The sequence below is a fragment of the Hydrogenophaga crassostreae genome, assembly GCF_001761385.1.
In the GTDB taxonomy this organism is placed as follows: domain Bacteria; phylum Pseudomonadota; class Gammaproteobacteria; order Burkholderiales; family Burkholderiaceae_C; genus Hydrogenophaga; species Hydrogenophaga crassostreae.
Genome location: NZ_CP017476.1, coordinates 302,652 through 319,462 on the forward strand (window position 1 = coordinate 302,652; position 16,811 = coordinate 319,462).

Sequence of the window (16,811 nt, forward strand, 5' to 3'; positions counted from 1 at the left end):
ATGAGTTCCCCCAAGTCGCTGTTGGTGCAGGGCTACGAGGTCGTGATCGGTTTCGAAACCCACGCCCAGCTTGCCACCCAATCCAAAATTTTCAGCCGCGCGTCGACCGCGTTTGGCGCCGAACCCAATACCCAGGCATGCGCGGTGGACATGGCCTTGCCAGGCACTTTGCCGGTGATGAACCGCGAGGCCGTGGCCCATGCGATCCGTCTGGGTCTGGCGCTGGGTTCGCACATCGCTGAAGAGAGCGTGTTTGCACGCAAAAACTACTTCTATCCCGACCTGCCCAAGGGTTACCAGATCAGCCAGTTCGAGATCCCGGTGGTGCAGGGTGGCGAAGTGTCGTTCCTGCTCGGCGAGGAGAAGAAGACGGTACGCCTGGTGCGCGCGCACCTGGAAGAAGACGCTGGCAAATCGCTGCACGAAGACTTTATCGGGCAGTCCGGCATTGACCTCAACCGCGCTGGCACACCACTGCTGGAAATCGTGACCGAGCCCGACATGCGCTCGACCGCCGAAGCGGTGGCCTATGCCAAGGAGCTGCACAAGATCGTGACCTGGATCGGGGTGTGCGATGGCAACATGCAGGAAGGCAGCTTCCGCTGCGATGCCAACGTGTCGGTGCGCAAGCCCGGGGCTCCTTTGGGTACACGGCGCGAGATCAAGAACCTGAACTCGTTCAAGTTCATGCAGCAAGCCATGGACTACGAGATCCGGTGGCAGATCGAGCAGATTGAAGACGGTTTCGAGATCCAGCAAGCCACTGTGCTGTTCGATCCGGACACGGGCGAAACCCGCGCCATGCGCACCAAGGAAGACGCGGCCGATTACCGCTACTTCCCTGATCCGGACTTGCCGCCGCTGGTGGTCTCGCGCGAATGGGTGGAGCAGGTGCGCACGGAGATGCCCGAGCTGCCACGCCAGATGGCGCAGCGGTTCGTGGACACCTATGGCCTGCCCGAGTACGACGCCAGCACGCTCACGCAAAGCCCTGCGATGGCGGCGTATTTTGAAACGGCGGCCAAGGCCAGCGGCCAGGCCAAGATGGCCAGCAACTGGGTCATGGGGGAAGTCTCACGGCGATTGAATGCCGAGGAAAAGGGTGTTGAGCAAGCGCCTGTGGGGGCCGACCTGTTGGCCGCATTGCTCAAGCGCATCGCAGATGGAACCGTGTCCAACAATGCCGCCAAACAAGTGATGGAGGCGTTGTGGTCGGGCGATGGCGCTGACGTGGATGCGGTCATCGAGGCCAAGGGTCTCAAGCAGATGAACGACAGCGGCGCGGTCGTGAAAATCATCGACGATGTGCTGGCGGCCAACGCCGAGATGGTGGAGCAGTTCAAGGCGGGCAAAGAGAAGGCCTTCAACGCCTTGGTGGGTCTGTGCATGAAGGCCAGCAAAGGCAAGGCGAATCCGCAGCAGGTGAACGATCTGCTGCGTGAAAAGCTGAATTGACCTGACGGAGCAGGGCAGGGGCCAGCAGGGCTGGCTCCCAGCTGCCCGGGTATGGCACCCGTTTGGGTTACTGGGCCCAGAGCTGGCGCAGTTTGATCAGTTCCTCGTCAAACCGGGTTGTGACGCGCTGTTTTTCCTGCGCCTGTTCGATCAGGAAGCGCTGCTGAATTCTCATTTGTTCCTGGTTGTCTTCAATGCGGCGTTTGAGCCATGAAGGCGCCTTGCTCTCGTCGTTTTGATAGAACTCCAGCTCGATGGCGATTTCCTTGCGTTGCTCTTCCAGTGTTTTGCCGCGCTTGTTCACCGCCTTGATGACATCGTCGATTTGCGACAGCGCATCTTCACGCTCTTTGTTGTGCATGGCCACATCGGGATAGCGCAGAAGCAGCGCCCGGTCGCGCCGCTTCTCTTCCTGCACGCGTGCCACCTCGGCCTGTTCCCGCCGACGCTTTGCATCGATGACCGCGCGTTCTTCGGCGGTGTAGCTGGGCGGGACCACGCGTTTGACAATACCCGCGTTGTTGAGCACGCGTTGCTCCCGATCCAGGCAGGCTGCAATGGGGCGGTCAGAGGTGAGCGTGCGCCCGCGCGAGTCGACACAGGTGTAGATCCCGCTGGTGTTCTGAGCGCTGGCGCCCGGCGCCAACGTCAGCAGACACATCAGTGCACCGGTGGCGTGCGTGGCTGGGGCAAAAATGGAGCGGTGAAACGACACGGATAAATTCCTCATTCGACGCCGTAGCGTTGGCGGTATGCCATCACCCGGTCTCTGTGGCTGGCGATTTCCCCGCCAGACTGCGAGGATAGATACTGCAACAAATCGGAAAGGCCTGCAATTGCGCAAACCTGTAGGCCCAATTGCTGCTGTACAAACTGCACGGCGCTGTGGTCCACATCCCTGACCTGGCCCTGTTCGTCCACCTCGGTGGCTTTTTCCTGCCGATCCAGCGCGATGACCACCGCATGCGGTGTGGCCCCGGCGGCCTTGATCAGTGCAATGGATTCGCGTGCGGCGGTGCCTGCACTCATCACATCGTCGACGATCAGCACGCGGCCTTTGAGTGGCGCGCCTACCAGGGTGCCACCTTCGCCGTGGTCTTTGGCTTCCTTGCGGTTGTAGGCGAAGGGCACATTGCGTCCCATGCGGGCGAGTTCGATGGCCACCGCCGCTCCCAGGGGGATGCCTTTGTAGGCTGGACCAAAGATCATGTCGAACTCGATGCCGCTGGCCACCAGTGCTTGTGCATAGAATTGTGCGAGACGGCCCAGTTTGGCGCCGTCGTCAAACAGCCCGGCGTTGAAGAAATAGGGCGACAGACGACCGGCTTTGGTTTTGAATTCACCAAAGCGCAAAACGCCCGATTCGATGCAAAACTGCACAAACGCCTGTGCATCGGTGGCGTTGTTCGCCGAAGCACCGGGCGTGCCTTGTTTCAAAACCATGGGGAAATCCTTGTTCAAACTCACCAGCCTCAACCTCAACGGTATCCGTTCGGCCACTTCCAAGGGACTGGAAGACTGGCTGGCCAAGCACGAGCCCGATTGTATTTGCGTGCAGGAGGTCAAGGCGCAGGCGCCCGATGTGGCCGGCAAGTTCGAAGCGCTGGCAGGCCTGAAAGGCCACTTTCACTTCGCCGAGAAAAAAGGCTATTCGGGCGCAGGCATCTATACCGCGCTGGAGCCCAGCGATGTGCTGGTGGGCTTTGACGGTGGGGAGTTCGACAGCGAAGGCCGTTATGTCGAGCTGCGCTTTGACACACCCAAAACCAAATATTCCATCATCAGCTCGTACTTTCCCAGCGGCTCTTCAGGCGAGGAACGCCAGGCGGCGAAGTTCCGTTTCCTCAACTTGATGTATCCCCACCTGATGGCGCTCAAAAGCCAGCGGGAGTTCATTTTGTGTGGCGACATCAACATCGCCCACCAGAACATCGACCTGAAGAACTGGCGCAGCAACCAGAAAAACAGCGGCTTCACGCCCGAAGAGCGCGCATGGATGACCCAGTTCCTGACGGTCGGCGGCATCGTTGATGTGTACCGCCAGCTGCACCCGGAGGCCACCGAGACCGCCTACACCTGGTGGAGCAACCGCGGCCAGGCCTATGCGAACAACGTGGGGTGGCGTCTGGACTACCACCTGGCCACGCCTGCGCTTGCGGCCGGCGCTCGCCGGGCCTCGGTGTACAAGGATCAGAAGTTCAGCGATCACGCCCCGCTGACGATCGAATACGATTTCAAGGTCTGAGTTTCGATGTCGCGCTGTGTGGCTTCAATCGCATGACTTGAAACCACATGGCTCTCCATACCGACCCCTTCCTGCATTCCCGTGGCAGAGCCGTACAGATGGACGGCGAGGAGGCGCGCGTCCACCTCTCCAGCATCCTGATGGGGCCTCGCCATCCGCAGGGCCGTTCGGCGAAGGTGATGGTGTGGGTGGGGTTGTGCTGGGCCTTGTTCCAGCTGTGGATGGCATCCCCGTTGTCAGAGATGTTCGAGGTGCTGGCGCTCAATCAGGCGCGCACCCGTTCGTTGCATCTGGCGTTCGCGGTGTTGCTGGCGTTTCTGGCCTTTCCGGCAACGCGCCGCTCGCCGGTTGATCGCCTGCCCCTGGGCGACCGCTTGCTGGCCGTTTTGGCGGCGCTCAGTGCGGGCTACCTGTGGTTGTTCTACGCATCGGTGACGGCGCACACCGGCAATCCGAGGGACTTCGAAATCGTGGCCGCGGTGGTGGGTGTGACCTTGTTGCTGGAGGCCACGCGCCGGGTCCTGGGTTTGCCCATGGTGGTGCTGGCGCTGGTGCTGCTGGGCTACATCCTTTTTGGCGAATACATGCCCGAAATGATTGCCCACCAGAGCGCGTCGGTGGGCAAGACCATGAACCATTTGTGGCTCACCACCGAGGGGGTGTTTGGGGTGGCATTGGGCGTGTCGGCGGGGCTCATCTTCTTGTTTGTGTTGTTCGGCGCTTTGCTGGAAACGGCCGGCGCGGGCAGCTATTTCATCCGCAGTGCGGTGGCCTTGCTGGGCCACATGCGCGGCGGACCGGCCAAGGCGGCGGTGGTGGCGTCGGCCGCGACCGGCATGATTTCCGGTTCTTCGATCACCAACGTGGTGACCACCGGGCCGTTGACGATTCCCCTGATCAAGCGCGTGGGCTACCCCGCCGAGAAGGCCGCGGCCATCGAGGTGGCCGCGTCGGTGAACGGGCAGGTGATGCCGCCGGTGATGGGCGCGGCGGCGTTCCTGATGGTGGAGTACGTCGGCGTGGCCTACATCGATGTGCTGAAACACGCGCTGATCTCCGCCATGGTGTCTTACCTGGGCTTGCTTTACATCGTGCACCTGGAAGCGGTGAAGGGCGATTTGCGGGGCTTGCCCAAGCGCGCTTCGCCCGTGTGGCAGCGGTCGCTGGGGAATTTTTCGATCGGCTTCATGGGCATTGCCTTTGTGCTGGCTGTGGTGTCTTTTGGCGGCGCATTGGTGCATGCGCTGCTGCCGGACCTGTCGTTCGTGGTGATGGCGGTGGTGCTGCTGCTTGCCTATGCCTTGTTGCTTCGCATGAGCGCTTCGCATGTGACCGCGATCAATGCGGCCGATGTCCCGATCACCCGGCTTCCCGAGGTTGGGCCCACCTTGCGCTCGGGCATGCACTACCTGTTGCCCGTGGGCGCCCTGGTGTGGAACCTGGTGGTGGAAAAAATGCAGCCCACACGCGCCGCATTCTGGGCCACGGCGTTTCTCGGCCTGATCGTGCTGACCCAGCGGCCCTTGCTGGCCTGGTACCGCGGGGAGGGCTTCAGCAGCGCGGCGGCCTGGCGCGGGTTGCAGGACTTGATCGAGGGCCTGGCTTCAGGGGCGCGCAACATGGTCACGGTGGCCATCGCCACCGCCACCGCCGGCATTCTGGTGGGCACGCTCACGCTCACCGGCGTGGGACTGGCCATGACCGATCTGGTGACGGCGCTGTCGGGCGGCAACATCATCGTGATGCTGGGTTTGGTGGCGATGATCTGCCTGGTGCTGGGCACAGGCTTGCCGACCACCGCGAGCTACATCGTGGTGTCCACGTTGATGGCGCCGGTGATCGTGTCCATTGGTGCGCAAAACGGCTTGCTGGTGCCGTTGATCGCCGCCCATTTGTTTGTTTTTTACTTCGGGCTGATGGCCGACATCACGCCGCCGGTGGGCCTGGCCTCCTATGCCGCCGCGAGCATCGCCGTGGCCGATCCCATCCGCACCGGGGTGGTGGCTTTTCGGTACTCCATGCGCATGGCTTTGTTGCCGTTCATGTTCGTGCTCAACCCCCAGTTGCTGCTGATTGACGTGCATGGCGTCGCTCACACCATGCTCACTGTGGCGAGTGCCGCCTTGGCCGGCTTCGCGTTCATCTCGGTCAACCAAGCCTGGCTTCTGGTGCGCAGCACCATCCTGGAGCGGCTTGTGATGCTGGTGGCTGTGTTCATGCTGTTCCACCCCGGCATGTTCCTGGACCCGCTGCTCGACCCCTACCAGAAATTGCAGGGCGCAGCCGCTGAAAAGGCGCTGGTTGAAGCCCCCAATGGCGCCCAGATGCGGGTGTTCTTCAGTGGCATGACCCTGGAAGGCAAGGCGGTGGAGCGGGGTGTTTTGCTGGCGCTGGGCGCCAGGGCCAGCAGCGCCGAACTGCGCCTGTTGCACAGTGGAATCGATGCCGAGCGGTCCGAGGCCGGTTTTCTGGTCAACAGCGTCACCTTCGGTGGCCACGCATCCAAAGTCGGTATCGAGCAAGGGTTTCGTATCGATGCGGTCGAGATAGCCAGTGCGCGGCTGTCCAAAGAATGGATGTTCCTGCCGGCGCTTGCTTTGATTGGCTGGGTGGTGTGGCGCCAATGGCGCCGCAAGAAAGCCGGTGCCGCTGCAATGGCACCGCACGCCGCGATCTAGTTGCGCCGCGATTGGGCGGCCGGGATGGTCCTGTGGCGCACCGCGTCTTTGGCCGGGTCGGTCAAGTCAGGCCGATGGGGGTTGGGTCTGGGTGCTGGTCACGCTTTTCGCTGCCGCCTGCCATTCGACCGCGGCGGTCTGCACTTCGGCCAGCGAGACCATCAAACGAACGCCCGATTGCTGGGCGAGGCGGCCGACGCCCGCCCCACCTGCCCACAGCACCACGCCTTCGGGGAGCAACCCATGCAATTGCTGCAGCAAAGGTGGAATCTGGCGCGCCGGGAAGGCCGCTGAAAACGACAGCGCCACCACGTCGGCGCGGTGCGCGCGCGCCGCATCAACGATGGACATCAGGGGCATTTGAGTGCCCAGTGGTATGCAGTGCGCGCCTTCGAGCGACAAAGCACTTTCGACCATGAGAAGGCCCAGCCCGTGTGGCTCATCCGGCAGGGTGGTCAGCATCACGCGGGGTGCCTGGCCGCCCGGCACCCCGGAAATCGCCTTTCTCAGCAGGCGGTTGCTGAGCTCGGTAAACAGGTGTTCTTCGTAGACCTCGATGCTTCCGTCTTCCCAGGCCTGTCCGATCATGCTGGTCAGTGGCGCCATGGTGTCCTGGACAAAGCGCTGCAGGCCTTCTTTTGCCAGGCGCTGTTGCAACGCCTGGTCAAAGCCGGTTGCATCGTGGTTTTTGATCAATGAGATCACTGCGTCCAGCGCCCCGGTGTTGCCCTGCGTGCTTTCTTCGGTGGCGTTCGGCCTGACCTTGACCAACGCCGCCAGTTCCGCTTCAGGCAAGGCCATCAAGCGCCCGGGGCGGTGGCCCTGGTCCATCAGCCGTTTCAAGAGCCTCAGGCGTTCGACCTGTTCAAAGGGATACAGGCGCTCGCCATGGGCATCACGCTCGGGTGAGGGAAAGCCGTAGCGGCGCTCCCAAACGCGCAGGACGTCCTTGGACAACCCCACGTCGCGCTCGACGGTTGCAATATTAAAAAGGGGTTTTGACATGTTTGTCCTAGACAAATAGTTGACAAAAGGTTGGATGGTGGCTATCTTACGTCTAAATATCAATTTGTCCAGGACAAAGTAAGCATGCTCAACCACTCCGCCATCTGTTCAGGCAAGCCGTTCGCCACTGTTGCCCGTGACCTTGGGGCGGCTGTGAATCCGTTGGCGTCAAAGCAGCGTACCCAGTTCAACGCCAGCCCCGATGGCTGCGATTCGCGCCGCAAGGCCTTTTGAAGGAAAACCCATATGAGCAATTCTCAACGCACCGCTGTGATCGGCTCTGGCATCTCGGGTCTGGCAACCGCCTGGTTGCTGCAGCGCCAATCACCCGGTCACCGGGTGACCCTGTTTGAAGCGCAGCCACGTCTGGGTGGCCACGCGAACACAGTGGATGTCACGCTGGAAGGGCAAACCTACCCGGTAGACACCGGCTTTCTCGTGTTCAACGACCGCACCTATCCCAACCTGATCGCGATGTTTGATCACCTGGGGGTGGCCAGTGTGCAAAGCGAGATGACGTTTGCAGTCAGCTTGAAAAACCCCGATCTGGAATGGGCAGGCAGCAATCTGTTCACCATCTTTGGCCAGAAGCGCAACCTGCTGCGCACCCAGTTCTGGGCCATGCTGGGTGACATCCTGCGTTTCAACCGCGAGAGCAACGCCTGGCTGGCAGCACACCCCGGTGAAGACCGCAGCTTGCGCGATTTCCTGTCGACGGGCCGTTACGCCAAGAGCTTCTCTGACTGGTACTTGTTGCCCATGGCGGCCGCCATCTGGTCCTGTCCCACCGAGCAAATGCTCGACATGCCGCTGCTCACCTTCGTGCGCTTTTGCCAGAACCATGGCTTGTTGCAGGTCTTTGACCGGCCCATGTGGCGCACGGTACAGGGCGGCAGTCGCTCGTATGTGAACAAAATCGCGGATCAACTGGCTGATGTTCGTCTGGGCTGCCCCGTGCATGCCATCCAACGCCTGGCCGGCGGTCTGCAGGTGCACCACGCCACAGGCAGCGAGGGTTTTGATCAGGTGGTGATGGCTTGCCACAGCGACCAGTCGCTGAGGCTGTTGGGCGACGCCGCCACACCCGCGCAACAAGTGGTGCTCGCTGCGGTGCGCTACCAGCCCAACCGCGCGGTGTTGCACACCGACCGCCGCTTGCTGCCACGCGACGAGCGCATGTGGTCGGCATGGAACTACTTTGCGGGCCACGGCGAACCCGGCGCTCAACCGGTCGGCGTGTCCTACCTGATCAACCGGCTGCAGCCCTTGCCTTTCAAGGCGCCCGTGGTGGTGACCCTGAATCCCGCCGAGGAACCCGATCCGGCCAAGGTCCTGGCCAGCTTCGAATACGACCATCCGATCTTCGACCGCCCGGCGATTGAAGCGCAGCGGCGCCTCGCACAGATTCAGGGCGACAACGGCATCTGGCTGGCTGGAGCCTGGGGCGGCTACGGTTTCCACGAAGACGGGTTGAATTCGGCCTTGCGCGTGGTGAACGCCATGGGGGTGAGGGCACCATGGCAGCAAGCGTTGAGCGCGACCAGCCAGGGTGAGGTCCATGCCTGACCACGGCGCAACGTCCGGCGCGGGCATGTGCGCGGGGCCGACTTTGCAGGTCGGCCATGTGATGCACCGACGCCTGCGTCCCACCGTGCACGCCTTCGTGTACCCGGTGTTCTTCGTCCGTCTGCCCTTGAGCCAACTGGCGCAGTCGGCCAACCGGCTGTTCTCGGTCGACCGCTTCAATGTCCTGAGCTTTCATCGCCGCGATCATGGTCCGCGCGACGGCTCGCCTTTGTTGCCCTGGATACAGCGCATCCTGCGTGAACATGGTTTGCCAGACGACGGTGAGGTGGTGCTGCAAACCTTCCCTCGCGTGTTCGGCTTTGTCTTCAACCCGGTGAGTTTCTGGCTCTGTCACAACGCCAGAGGCGAATTGATCGCGATGCTGGCCGAGGTGAGCAACACCTTTGGCGAGCGCCACAACTACCTGCTGCACCACCCCGCCGGAGTGCCCTTGAAGGATGGCCAGGTGCTGCAGGCCGAAAAAGCCCTGCATGTGTCGCCGTTCAACAAGGTCGAGGGCGGCTACCGCTTTGTCCTGAACCTGAACCGCGATGTGCAGCGTATCCGCATTGACTACGCCGACAGCGAAGGGCCCCTGTTGCTCACCGCGTTGTCGGGCAAGACCCGGAAGTGGTCCAACAGGGCACTTCTGTCGGCCGTGGCGCACATGCCCGCGCTGACGCTGGGTGTGGTTTTCCGCATTCATTGGCAGGCCGTGCGCCTGTGGTTGAAGAAGGTGCCGTTTGTTGGCGCCAGATCCCCCATCCCCCATCAAGAAGCCTTGCAAGGAAACAAACCATGACCACCACGATGACCCTGACCCCGCAGCGCCAGATGGGCCGCGCTGCCGCCACCGTTGGCGACCTGTTGAATAGCCTGCGCGGAGGCCAGCTGGAGATGCGCTGGCCCGATGGCAGCAGCACCTGGTTTGGCGAAGGCTCTACCAAGGTGCATCTGCAAGTGCGCGACATGGCGATGTTTGATGAGGTGCTGGCCAAAGGGGACATCGGCTTTGCCGAGTCGTACCTGGACGGCCACTGGGATTCTCCTGACCTCACCGCGCTGCTCAAGCTCCTGGCCGACAACCGCGACGCCCTGAAGCGCGCTGTCTACGGTTCCTGGCGCAGCCTGTTGGCCGCCCGCGTGCGCCATTGGCTCAATGGCAATTCCAGGGCCGGCAGCAAGCGCAACATCATGGCCCACTACGACCTGGGCAACGATTTCTACAAGCTCTGGCTCGATCCGGGCATGACCTACTCCAGCGCCCTGTTCAGCTCGATCGACCAGGACCTGGAGAGCGCACAACACGCCAAATACCAGCGCATGCTCGACCGCCTCGGCGCCAAGCCGGGCGAGCGCATTCTGGAGATCGGCTGCGGCTGGGGCGGCCTGGCCGAAGCGGCGACGCGCCAGGGGCTCAACGTCACCGGTGTCACGCTGTCGCAAGAACAGCTCAAGTGGGCGCAGGACCGCTTGCCTTCGGCCGACCTGCGCCTTCAAGACTACCGCGACCTCACCGAGCGCTACGACCACGTGGTGTCGATCGAGATGTTCGAAGCCGTGGGCGAGCGCTGGTGGCCGACCTATTTCAAGAAAGTGGCCGACGCTCTTGAGCCGGGCGGCAAGGTGATGCTGCAAACCATCACCATTCGAGACGACCTGTTTGGCGCCTACCGAAAAGGCACCGACTTCATCCAGCAATACGTGTTCCCCGGCGGCATGTTGCCCTCCAGCAGTGCGCTGCACGCCGCAGCGGCCAAACAAGGCCTGGTGGTGAAAGACGAGTTCGCATTTGGTGAAGACTACGCGCGCACGCTGAGCGAATGGCGTGTGGCCTTCGAAGCGCAGTGGCCCACCATCGCCGCGCAAGGCTTCGACGAGAACTTCCGCCGCCTGTGGCGCTTCTACCTCGCGTACTGCGAAGCGGGCTTCCTGTCGGGCAATGTCAATGTCGTGCAATTCGAACTGGCTCATGCGCCGGCGTGACGCAGGGCTGGCGCTGCTGGCGCTGCCGCTGGCTGCCTGGGCCAAAGAAGCGCCGGGTGCATTGACCGCCGCGGCGCCGAACCTGCGGCCATGGGGGAGTGGCGAGTTCCGCCGCTTTGGCTTTCTGGTCTACGAGGCCACCTTGTGGGCCGGTGACACCGCGCCGGTCAAGCCGCCGCTGGCTTTGGGCCTGACCTACAAACGCAACATCGACGGCAAGGCAATCGCCGACGCCAGCGTCGACCAGATGCGCCGCTTCGACGCCACCGACGCGCAGTTGGCCCGCTGGGGCGACCAGATGCAGGCCATCTTCCCCAACGTGAAACCTGGCGACCAGATTGTGGGCTTGCAGTTGCCCGACCGGGCGCGGTTCTTCTTCAACGATCAGCCCGTTGGCGACATCGCCGGTGCCGAATTTGCCCAGACCTTCTTCGCCATCTGGCTCGACCCGCGAACCAGCGAGCCCAAGCTGCGCGACGCACTGCTGAAGCGACCGGCTTGACCACCATGCAAACCGGCCGCGTGTTGTCGTATGGCGTGTTGGCGCTGCCGCTGTCGTTTGCAGCCCTGCCGATCTACGTGCACGTGCCGCGCTTTTACGAGCAGGTGACTGGGCTCGATCTGGCCATGCTGGGCGGGCTCTTGCTGATCGCCCGGCTGTTTGATGCCTTCACCGATCCCTGGCTGGGCTGGCTGGCCGACCGTTACTCGCGCCCGCGCATGATCGCCTGGGCTTTGTTGCCGTTCACGGTGGGGTTCGTGGCGCTGCTCAACCCCATGCTCAGCCACCCGGCGCTGTGGCTGCTCGGCGCCTTGCTCCTGACCTACCTGGGCTTTTCTGCCGCGACCGTGGCTTACCAGGCCCACGGCGCGGGCATGACAGAAAGCCCTCGCGTGCGCACCCGGCTCACCGCGGCGCGCGAAGGATTTGGTCTGGTCGGTGTTTTGCTGGCCGCGACCTTGCCTACCGTGTTGGCGACCGACCTGAGCATCGGCACGGCGCGTTTGTCGTGGGTGTTGATCGCCTTGCTGGTGCCTGCCGCCGCCTGGTTCTTTCTTCAAGTGCAGAGCGCTGCTGTGAGCGGCCCGATCGTGCAAGCCAGCCCTGCGCCATTGCTGCCCAGCCTGCAACGCGTGTTGAACGACGGCGCGTTCCGGCGCTTGCTGGCGGTGTTTTTGCTCAGTGGCATTGCCTCGGCGTTGCCCGCCACGCTCTTCCTGTTTTTTGTTGCCGATGTGCTGTTGAACGAACCGGTCAGCGGGCCCCTGTTGGGCCTGTATTTTTTGGCCGGCGCGCTCTCGCTGCCCGTCTGGGTGGCGCTGGCGGGGCGATGGGGCCGCGTGCGCGCCTGGCTGCTGGCGATGGTGTTGTCGGTGGTGGCGTTCGCCGGTGCGGGCCTGCTCGGCGCGGGCGACGTGGCGCTGTTTGCCGTCATCTGCGTGATGTCGGGTCTGGCGCTGGGCGCGGATCTGGCTTTGCCAGCGGCCATGGCGGCCGATCTGGGCGAGCGGCAAAAACTCAGTGGCGCCTGTTTTGGCGTCTGGAATTTTGCCGCCAAGCTGAACCTGGCCCTGGCCGCGGGTCTGGCCTTGCCTTTGCTCGCTTTGCTTTCTTATGTGCCCGGCAGTGGCGAGGGCCTGCCGGCGCTGCGCTTCGCTTACGCCGCGCTTCCCCTTGTGTTCAAAACCCTGGCCGCAGCCCTTTTGTGGCGCTGGCGGCACGACCTGGAGACCCAACCATGACCCGAACTTTCAAAGCTGTCTTTTTGTCCCTTGCCCTGGCGCTGGGGGTCGCGGGCTGCGGCACCGTTGACGTGTCGAAATACAGGAACGAGAAGCCCGAACTCGACTTGCGCACCTACTTCAACGGCACCATCGATGCCTGGGGCATCTTTCAGGGGCGCAATGGTGAAGTGCAGCGCCGCTTCACGGTGGTGATGGAGGCCAAATGGGAGGGTGATACCGGCGTGCTCGACGAAGCCTTTGAATGGAACGACGGCACGAAGTCGCGCCGCGTCTGGACGCTCAAGCGCCAGCCCGATGGCAGCTACCGGGGCACGGCGGACGACGTGGTCGGCGAGGCCATTGGGCACGTGGCAGGCAACGCGTTCCACTGGCGCTATGTGATGGCGCTGCCGGTGGACGGCAAGGTGTACAACGTGAACTTCGACGACTGGATGTACCTGATGGACGACCGTGTCATGCTCAACCGCGCGGCCATGAGCAAATGGGGCGTGCATCTGGGTGACGCCACCCTGAGTTTCACCAAACGTTGAAGGCGGCATGAATCCGAAAATCAACAACTGGTCGGGCAAACGCGTGTGGCTGGTGGGCGCGTCCGCCGGCATCGGCGCGGCGCTGGCCCATGCCCTGGCGGCACAGGGCGCCAGGCTGGCGCTGTCCTCGCGCAAGCGCGCTTCGCTGGAGGCCCTGGACATTCAGGGCGCCCTGCTGCTGCCTTGTGACAGCACCCAAGCCGAGACGCTGACCGCGGCGCGCGACGCGCTGGTGGCCGAATGGGGCGGGGTGGACCTGGTGGTGTACATGGCGGGTGGCTACGAACCCATGCAGGCCGACACGCTGGACGTGGCCGTTCTCGAACAGGTGGTGGACGTGAATTTTCACGGTGCCGTGCGTTTGACCGCCGCGGCCATGCCTGCGCTGAAAGCCGGCGGTGGCATCGCGCTGGTGGCCAGCGTGGCGGGTTACCAGGGTTTGCCCAAGTCGCTGGCCTATGGCTCGGGCAAAGCGGCCTTGATCCATTTTGCGGAGTGCCTCTACATTGACCTCACCGACAAAGGCATTGGTGTGTGGGTGATCAACCCCGGGTTCGTTTCGACGCGCCTGACCGCCAAAAACGATTTCAAGATGCCCGCGCTCATCACGCCCGAACAGGCGGCGAAAGACATCATGGACGGGCTGGCCAGTGGCGGTTTTGAAATCCACTTTCCCAAGCGTTTCACGCGGGTGCTCAAGCTGCTGTCCTTGCTGCCCTACCGTTTGTACTTTCCGCTCGTGAAGCGCATGACCGGGGCTTGAGATGTTGATCGATCCTTTGGTGGAATTCTTTGAATCCGTCTCGCCAGAGACGGTCTCGCGCATCGCCGATTTGTACGCGGTCGACGCGCGTTTCAAGGACCCGTTCAACGATGTCAACGGCGTGCCCGCCATCGAGCACATCTTTCGCCACATGTTCACCCAGGTGGAGGCTCCGCGCTTCGTGGTGAGCGAACGCATCGTGCAAGGTGACAGCGCCATGCTGGTCTGGACCTTTGAGTTTGGCGTGCGCGTGGGCAAAACGGTTCGACCGCAGTTGGTCAACGGCGTGACCCACTTCCAGTTCAACTGCGAAGGCAAGGTCAGTCTGCACCGCGATTACTGGGACACCGGCGAAGAGCTCTACATGAAGCTGCCGGTGTTGGGCTGGTTGCTGCGCGCATTGAAGCGGCGCCTGGCCGCCTGACCCGGGCGGGGCTTCGCTCGCTCAAGCTGCTGCCGATGCGCGGCAGCGGACCTCGATAGTCCTCTCACACAACTGTGGACGCAGTGTGGAGCGGCGTCCATCACGCCTCCACTTTGCCCAACAACACTCCCTTCTGTCGCAACAAGCCCACATGGCATGGGATGCCGCTGGCGCGGATTGCGACGGGTTGCCGCGTGCGCGCCTTTGATCTGTCTTGATGTGACGGTGGGCAAGCGGTAGGTTTGTTGGGCTTTGGGGACTAGAGATGACGTATATCGAGCTGGCGTTTGCGGTGATTGGGGTGGTGGCGGTTTTGCAATCGGTGGGCCGCAAGCTGCCGGTGCCCATGGCCGCATTGCAGATTGGGGCCGGCGTGGTGTTGTCGGCCTTCGTGGGGCTGGACGATTTGCGGGAGCAGTCGGCGTTGTTGTTTGTGATGCTGGTGCCGCCGCTGTTGTATGTCGAGGCGCGGCACATTCCCAAGCGCGACCTGATGCGCTCCATCCAACCCGTGCTCGGCATGGCTTTGGGCCTGGTGGCGGTGACCACCTTGATCGTGGGCTTTGGCTTGCACGCCTTGGTGCCCGACATGCCCTTGGCGGTGGCCTTCGCGTTGGCCGCGGCGCTGGCGTCGACCGACACCGTGGCGGTGAGCTCGGTCATCGCGCGGATTCCTTTGCCGCAGCGTTTGCAAACTTTGTTGAGCGGCGAAAGCTTGCTGAACGATTCGGTGGCGCTGGTGGCGTTCAAGGTGGCGGTGGCCGCAGCGGTGTCGGCCCACTTTTCGACCGGCGAAGCGGCCCGCTCCTTGTTCACCGTGTCCGTGGGTGGCCTGGCCACTGGGGCGTCGGTGGCGGCCGTGGTCACCGCCCTGCGGCATTTCCTGCAATCCGACGGGCCAGACAGCATCCGGGTTGATACCACCTTGTCGCTGTTGACGCCTTATGCGGCCTACCTCGCCAGCGAGATGCTGGGTGTGTCGGGGGTGTTGGCGGTGGTGGCCGCCGGGCTGTGTGCGGGGGAGCTCGAGCGCAATCATCTGCGCGCCACCACCCGGCAACACGGCAATGCCTTGTGGGGCACTTTGACCTTTGTGTTGAACGGCACGGTATTTGTCATTCTGGGATTGCAAATGCGCCAGGTGCTTCATCGCGTGGAAGGCTACAGCGGTTGGAACTTGCTGGGCTATGTGGCGCTGCTGACCGCCACGCTGTTCACGGTGCGCCTCTTGTGGACCCTGGCGCTGGACGCGTGGTCGCGGCGCAAACAGACGCAGGATGAAGACTGCTTGCTCGGCTCCGGCGCGGCGATCTGGGTCACGGTGTTGTGTGGTGTTCGAGGCTCCCTGGCCTTGAGCGCAACCTTGTCGATCCCATTGTTCACTGCCGCGAGCGAAGCCATGCCGGGGCGCGATCTGGCGGTGTTTCTGGCGGCGGGCACCATCGGTGCCACGCTGTTGTTGAGTGGGCTGGTGCTGCCCTTTGTGAAACTGCGCAGCACCCGGGAAACCAGCGACGCAGCCGCGGCCCTGCACACAAGGGTGGCCGTGGCCGAAGTGGCCCTGAGCGTGATCAATGCGGTGCCACTGGGCAATGCTTCGCCGCGGGTGCGGCAATGGGTGGTCGCGCTCAAACGCTTGCACGCACACCGCATGGCCACGCTCGGCGCGGTCAGCGGCAAGGCGCCACCGATGGACCCGCGCGACCTGGTCGAGCAGCGCGCGCTGTCGATGCAGGTGCTGTCGGCTCAGCGCCGAGAGCTGGGACGCTTGCAGCAGGAGGAGGGTGTGGCGCCGGCCATCGTGCAGGAGCTGGAGCTGGACCTTGACTTGGCGGAGATCAGCCTGGACCGGATGGGTTGGCGGGCGGTCTGATGGCGTGAGCCGCGCAGACGGGTCTATCGGCCTGGGCGGGCAGAGGGTTGCCGGGCGTGTGCCCCGTGCACATGCCCGCTGCCCGATGGCTTGGTCGCCGGCTGTTTGGCGAATTCACTCAGCTGATTGAGGATGCCGCAGTGCTCCGCGTCTTGCGCGGTGCGGCAGGTGTCGCGCAGTTCGCGCAACTGTTTTTCCAGCGCGCGCAATTCGCGAATGCGGTGGGCCACGTGGCCGATGTGCTGGTCCAATAGCGCATTCACTTCGCCGCAATCTTCAGTGGGGGCGTCTTTGAAATGCAGCAACACGCGGATCTCGTCCAGCGTCATGTCCAGGCCGCGGCAATGGCGGATGAAGCTCAGGCGCTGCGCGTGCGCGACCTCGTAGATGCGGTAGTTGCCTTCGGTGCGCGCCGCTTCGGGCAGCAGACCCTCGCGCTCGTAGTGGCGAATGGTGTCGATGGGCACACCGGTGGCAGTGGAGAGAGCGCCAATTTTCATGGGGCCATGTTACGCGCTTGACTCTGGAGTGGGTCAAGGG

Annotated in this window: 17 protein-coding genes; 13 read left to right on the plus strand and 4 right to left on the minus strand. The window is 63.1% G+C overall.

Annotation, left to right across the window (positions count from 1 at the left end; genetic code table 11):
- Complete coding sequence (gatB, locus tag LPB072_RS01485) at nucleotides 1-1,455, plus strand: Asp-tRNA(Asn)/Glu-tRNA(Gln) amidotransferase subunit GatB (RefSeq protein ID WP_066095190.1); 1,455 nt, start codon at nucleotides 1-3, stop codon at nucleotides 1,453-1,455.
- A 67-nt stretch (nucleotides 1,456-1,522) separates the two neighbouring features.
- On the opposite strand, the gene LPB072_RS01490 is transcribed toward gatB, so the two are convergent.
- Together LPB072_RS01490 and pyrE are read right to left on the minus strand one after the other, a co-directional pair.
- The gene (locus LPB072_RS01490) at nucleotides 1,523-2,170 is read right to left on the minus strand and encodes a DUF4124 domain-containing protein (protein WP_231943379.1); all 648 of its coding nucleotides are present in this window, start codon (nucleotides 2,168-2,170) and stop codon (nucleotides 1,523-1,525) included.
- Between the two features lie 11 nt (nucleotides 2,171-2,181).
- The gene (gene pyrE, locus LPB072_RS01495; RefSeq protein ID WP_066095192.1) at nucleotides 2,182-2,898 is read right to left on the minus strand and encodes an orotate phosphoribosyltransferase; all 717 of its coding nucleotides are present in this window, start codon (nucleotides 2,896-2,898) and stop codon (nucleotides 2,182-2,184) included.
- Nucleotides 2,899-2,908: 10 nt separating this feature from the next.
- On the opposite strand from pyrE, the gene LPB072_RS01500 reads away from it, so the two are divergent.
- Together LPB072_RS01500 and LPB072_RS01505 are read left to right on the plus strand one after the other, a co-directional pair.
- Complete coding sequence (locus LPB072_RS01500) at nucleotides 2,909-3,700, plus strand: exodeoxyribonuclease III (protein ID WP_066095466.1); 792 nt, start codon at nucleotides 2,909-2,911, stop codon at nucleotides 3,698-3,700.
- A 47-nt stretch (nucleotides 3,701-3,747) separates the two neighbouring features.
- A complete protein-coding gene (locus LPB072_RS01505) occupies nucleotides 3,748-6,378 on the plus strand; it encodes a TRAP transporter permease (RefSeq protein WP_082877129.1) in 2,631 nt (876 codons plus the stop codon).
- A gap of 66 nt (nucleotides 6,379-6,444) precedes the next feature.
- Here LPB072_RS01505 and LPB072_RS01510 read toward each other — a convergent pair whose 3' ends face one another.
- Nucleotides 6,445-7,383 carry a MerR family transcriptional regulator gene (locus LPB072_RS01510; protein WP_066095198.1) on the minus strand — a complete coding sequence of 313 codons (939 nt, stop codon included), beginning with the start codon at nucleotides 7,381-7,383 and terminating at the stop codon, nucleotides 6,445-6,447.
- Between the two features lie 84 nt (nucleotides 7,384-7,467).
- Here LPB072_RS01510 and LPB072_RS23320 point away from each other — a divergent pair, with 84 nt between their 5' ends.
- The 10 genes from LPB072_RS23320 to LPB072_RS01555 all read left to right on the plus strand — a co-directional run bounded on the left by LPB072_RS23320 (nucleotide 7,468) and on the right by LPB072_RS01555 (nucleotide 16,271).
- Nucleotides 7,468-7,617, plus strand: a complete 150-nt coding sequence (locus LPB072_RS23320) for a hypothetical protein (protein WP_157559216.1) — start codon at nucleotides 7,468-7,470, stop codon at nucleotides 7,615-7,617.
- A 12-nt stretch (nucleotides 7,618-7,629) separates the two neighbouring features.
- Nucleotides 7,630-8,949, plus strand: a complete 1,320-nt coding sequence (locus LPB072_RS01515; protein WP_066095201.1) for an NAD(P)/FAD-dependent oxidoreductase — start codon at nucleotides 7,630-7,632, stop codon at nucleotides 8,947-8,949.
- A complete protein-coding gene (locus LPB072_RS01520; RefSeq protein ID WP_231943380.1) occupies nucleotides 8,942-9,751 on the plus strand; it encodes a DUF1365 domain-containing protein in 810 nt (269 codons plus the stop codon). The genes LPB072_RS01515 and LPB072_RS01520 overlap by 8 nt, the downstream gene beginning before the upstream one ends.
- Complete coding sequence (locus tag LPB072_RS01525) at nucleotides 9,748-10,935, plus strand: SAM-dependent methyltransferase (RefSeq protein WP_066095204.1); 1,188 nt, start codon at nucleotides 9,748-9,750, stop codon at nucleotides 10,933-10,935. Before LPB072_RS01520 ends, LPB072_RS01525 begins: the two co-directional genes overlap by 4 nt.
- Nucleotides 10,922-11,437, plus strand: coding sequence for a chalcone isomerase family protein (locus tag LPB072_RS01530; protein WP_197508892.1), 516 nt, complete (start codon nucleotides 10,922-10,924; stop codon nucleotides 11,435-11,437). Before LPB072_RS01525 ends, LPB072_RS01530 begins: the two co-directional genes overlap by 14 nt.
- Nucleotides 11,438-11,442: 5 nt before the next feature.
- Nucleotides 11,443-12,678, plus strand: a complete 1,236-nt coding sequence (locus LPB072_RS01535) for an MFS transporter (RefSeq protein WP_066095210.1) — start codon at nucleotides 11,443-11,445, stop codon at nucleotides 12,676-12,678.
- Nucleotides 12,675-13,211: a DUF3833 domain-containing protein gene (locus LPB072_RS01540; RefSeq protein WP_066095212.1), complete on the plus strand. Its 537-nt coding sequence runs from the start codon at nucleotides 12,675-12,677 to the stop codon at nucleotides 13,209-13,211. Before LPB072_RS01535 ends, LPB072_RS01540 begins: the two co-directional genes overlap by 4 nt.
- Nucleotides 13,212-13,218: 7 nt before the next feature.
- A complete protein-coding gene (locus LPB072_RS01545; RefSeq protein ID WP_066095215.1) occupies nucleotides 13,219-13,974 on the plus strand; it encodes an SDR family NAD(P)-dependent oxidoreductase in 756 nt (251 codons plus the stop codon).
- Nucleotide 13,975: 1 nt separating this feature from the next.
- Nucleotides 13,976-14,398 carry a nuclear transport factor 2 family protein gene (locus tag LPB072_RS01550; RefSeq protein WP_066095218.1) on the plus strand — a complete coding sequence of 141 codons (423 nt, stop codon included), beginning with the start codon at nucleotides 13,976-13,978 and terminating at the stop codon, nucleotides 14,396-14,398.
- 265 nt (nucleotides 14,399-14,663) lie between these two features.
- Nucleotides 14,664-16,271 carry a cation:proton antiporter gene (locus tag LPB072_RS01555; RefSeq protein ID WP_066095221.1) on the plus strand — a complete coding sequence of 536 codons (1,608 nt, stop codon included), beginning with the start codon at nucleotides 14,664-14,666 and terminating at the stop codon, nucleotides 16,269-16,271.
- Nucleotides 16,272-16,294: 23 nt separating this feature from the next.
- Here the strand turns inward: LPB072_RS01555 and cadR are convergent, their stop codons facing one another.
- The gene (cadR, locus tag LPB072_RS01560; RefSeq protein WP_066095225.1) at nucleotides 16,295-16,771 is read right to left on the minus strand and encodes a Cd(II)/Pb(II)-responsive transcriptional regulator; all 477 of its coding nucleotides are present in this window, start codon (nucleotides 16,769-16,771) and stop codon (nucleotides 16,295-16,297) included.
- Nucleotides 16,772-16,811 lie beyond the last annotated feature (40 nt).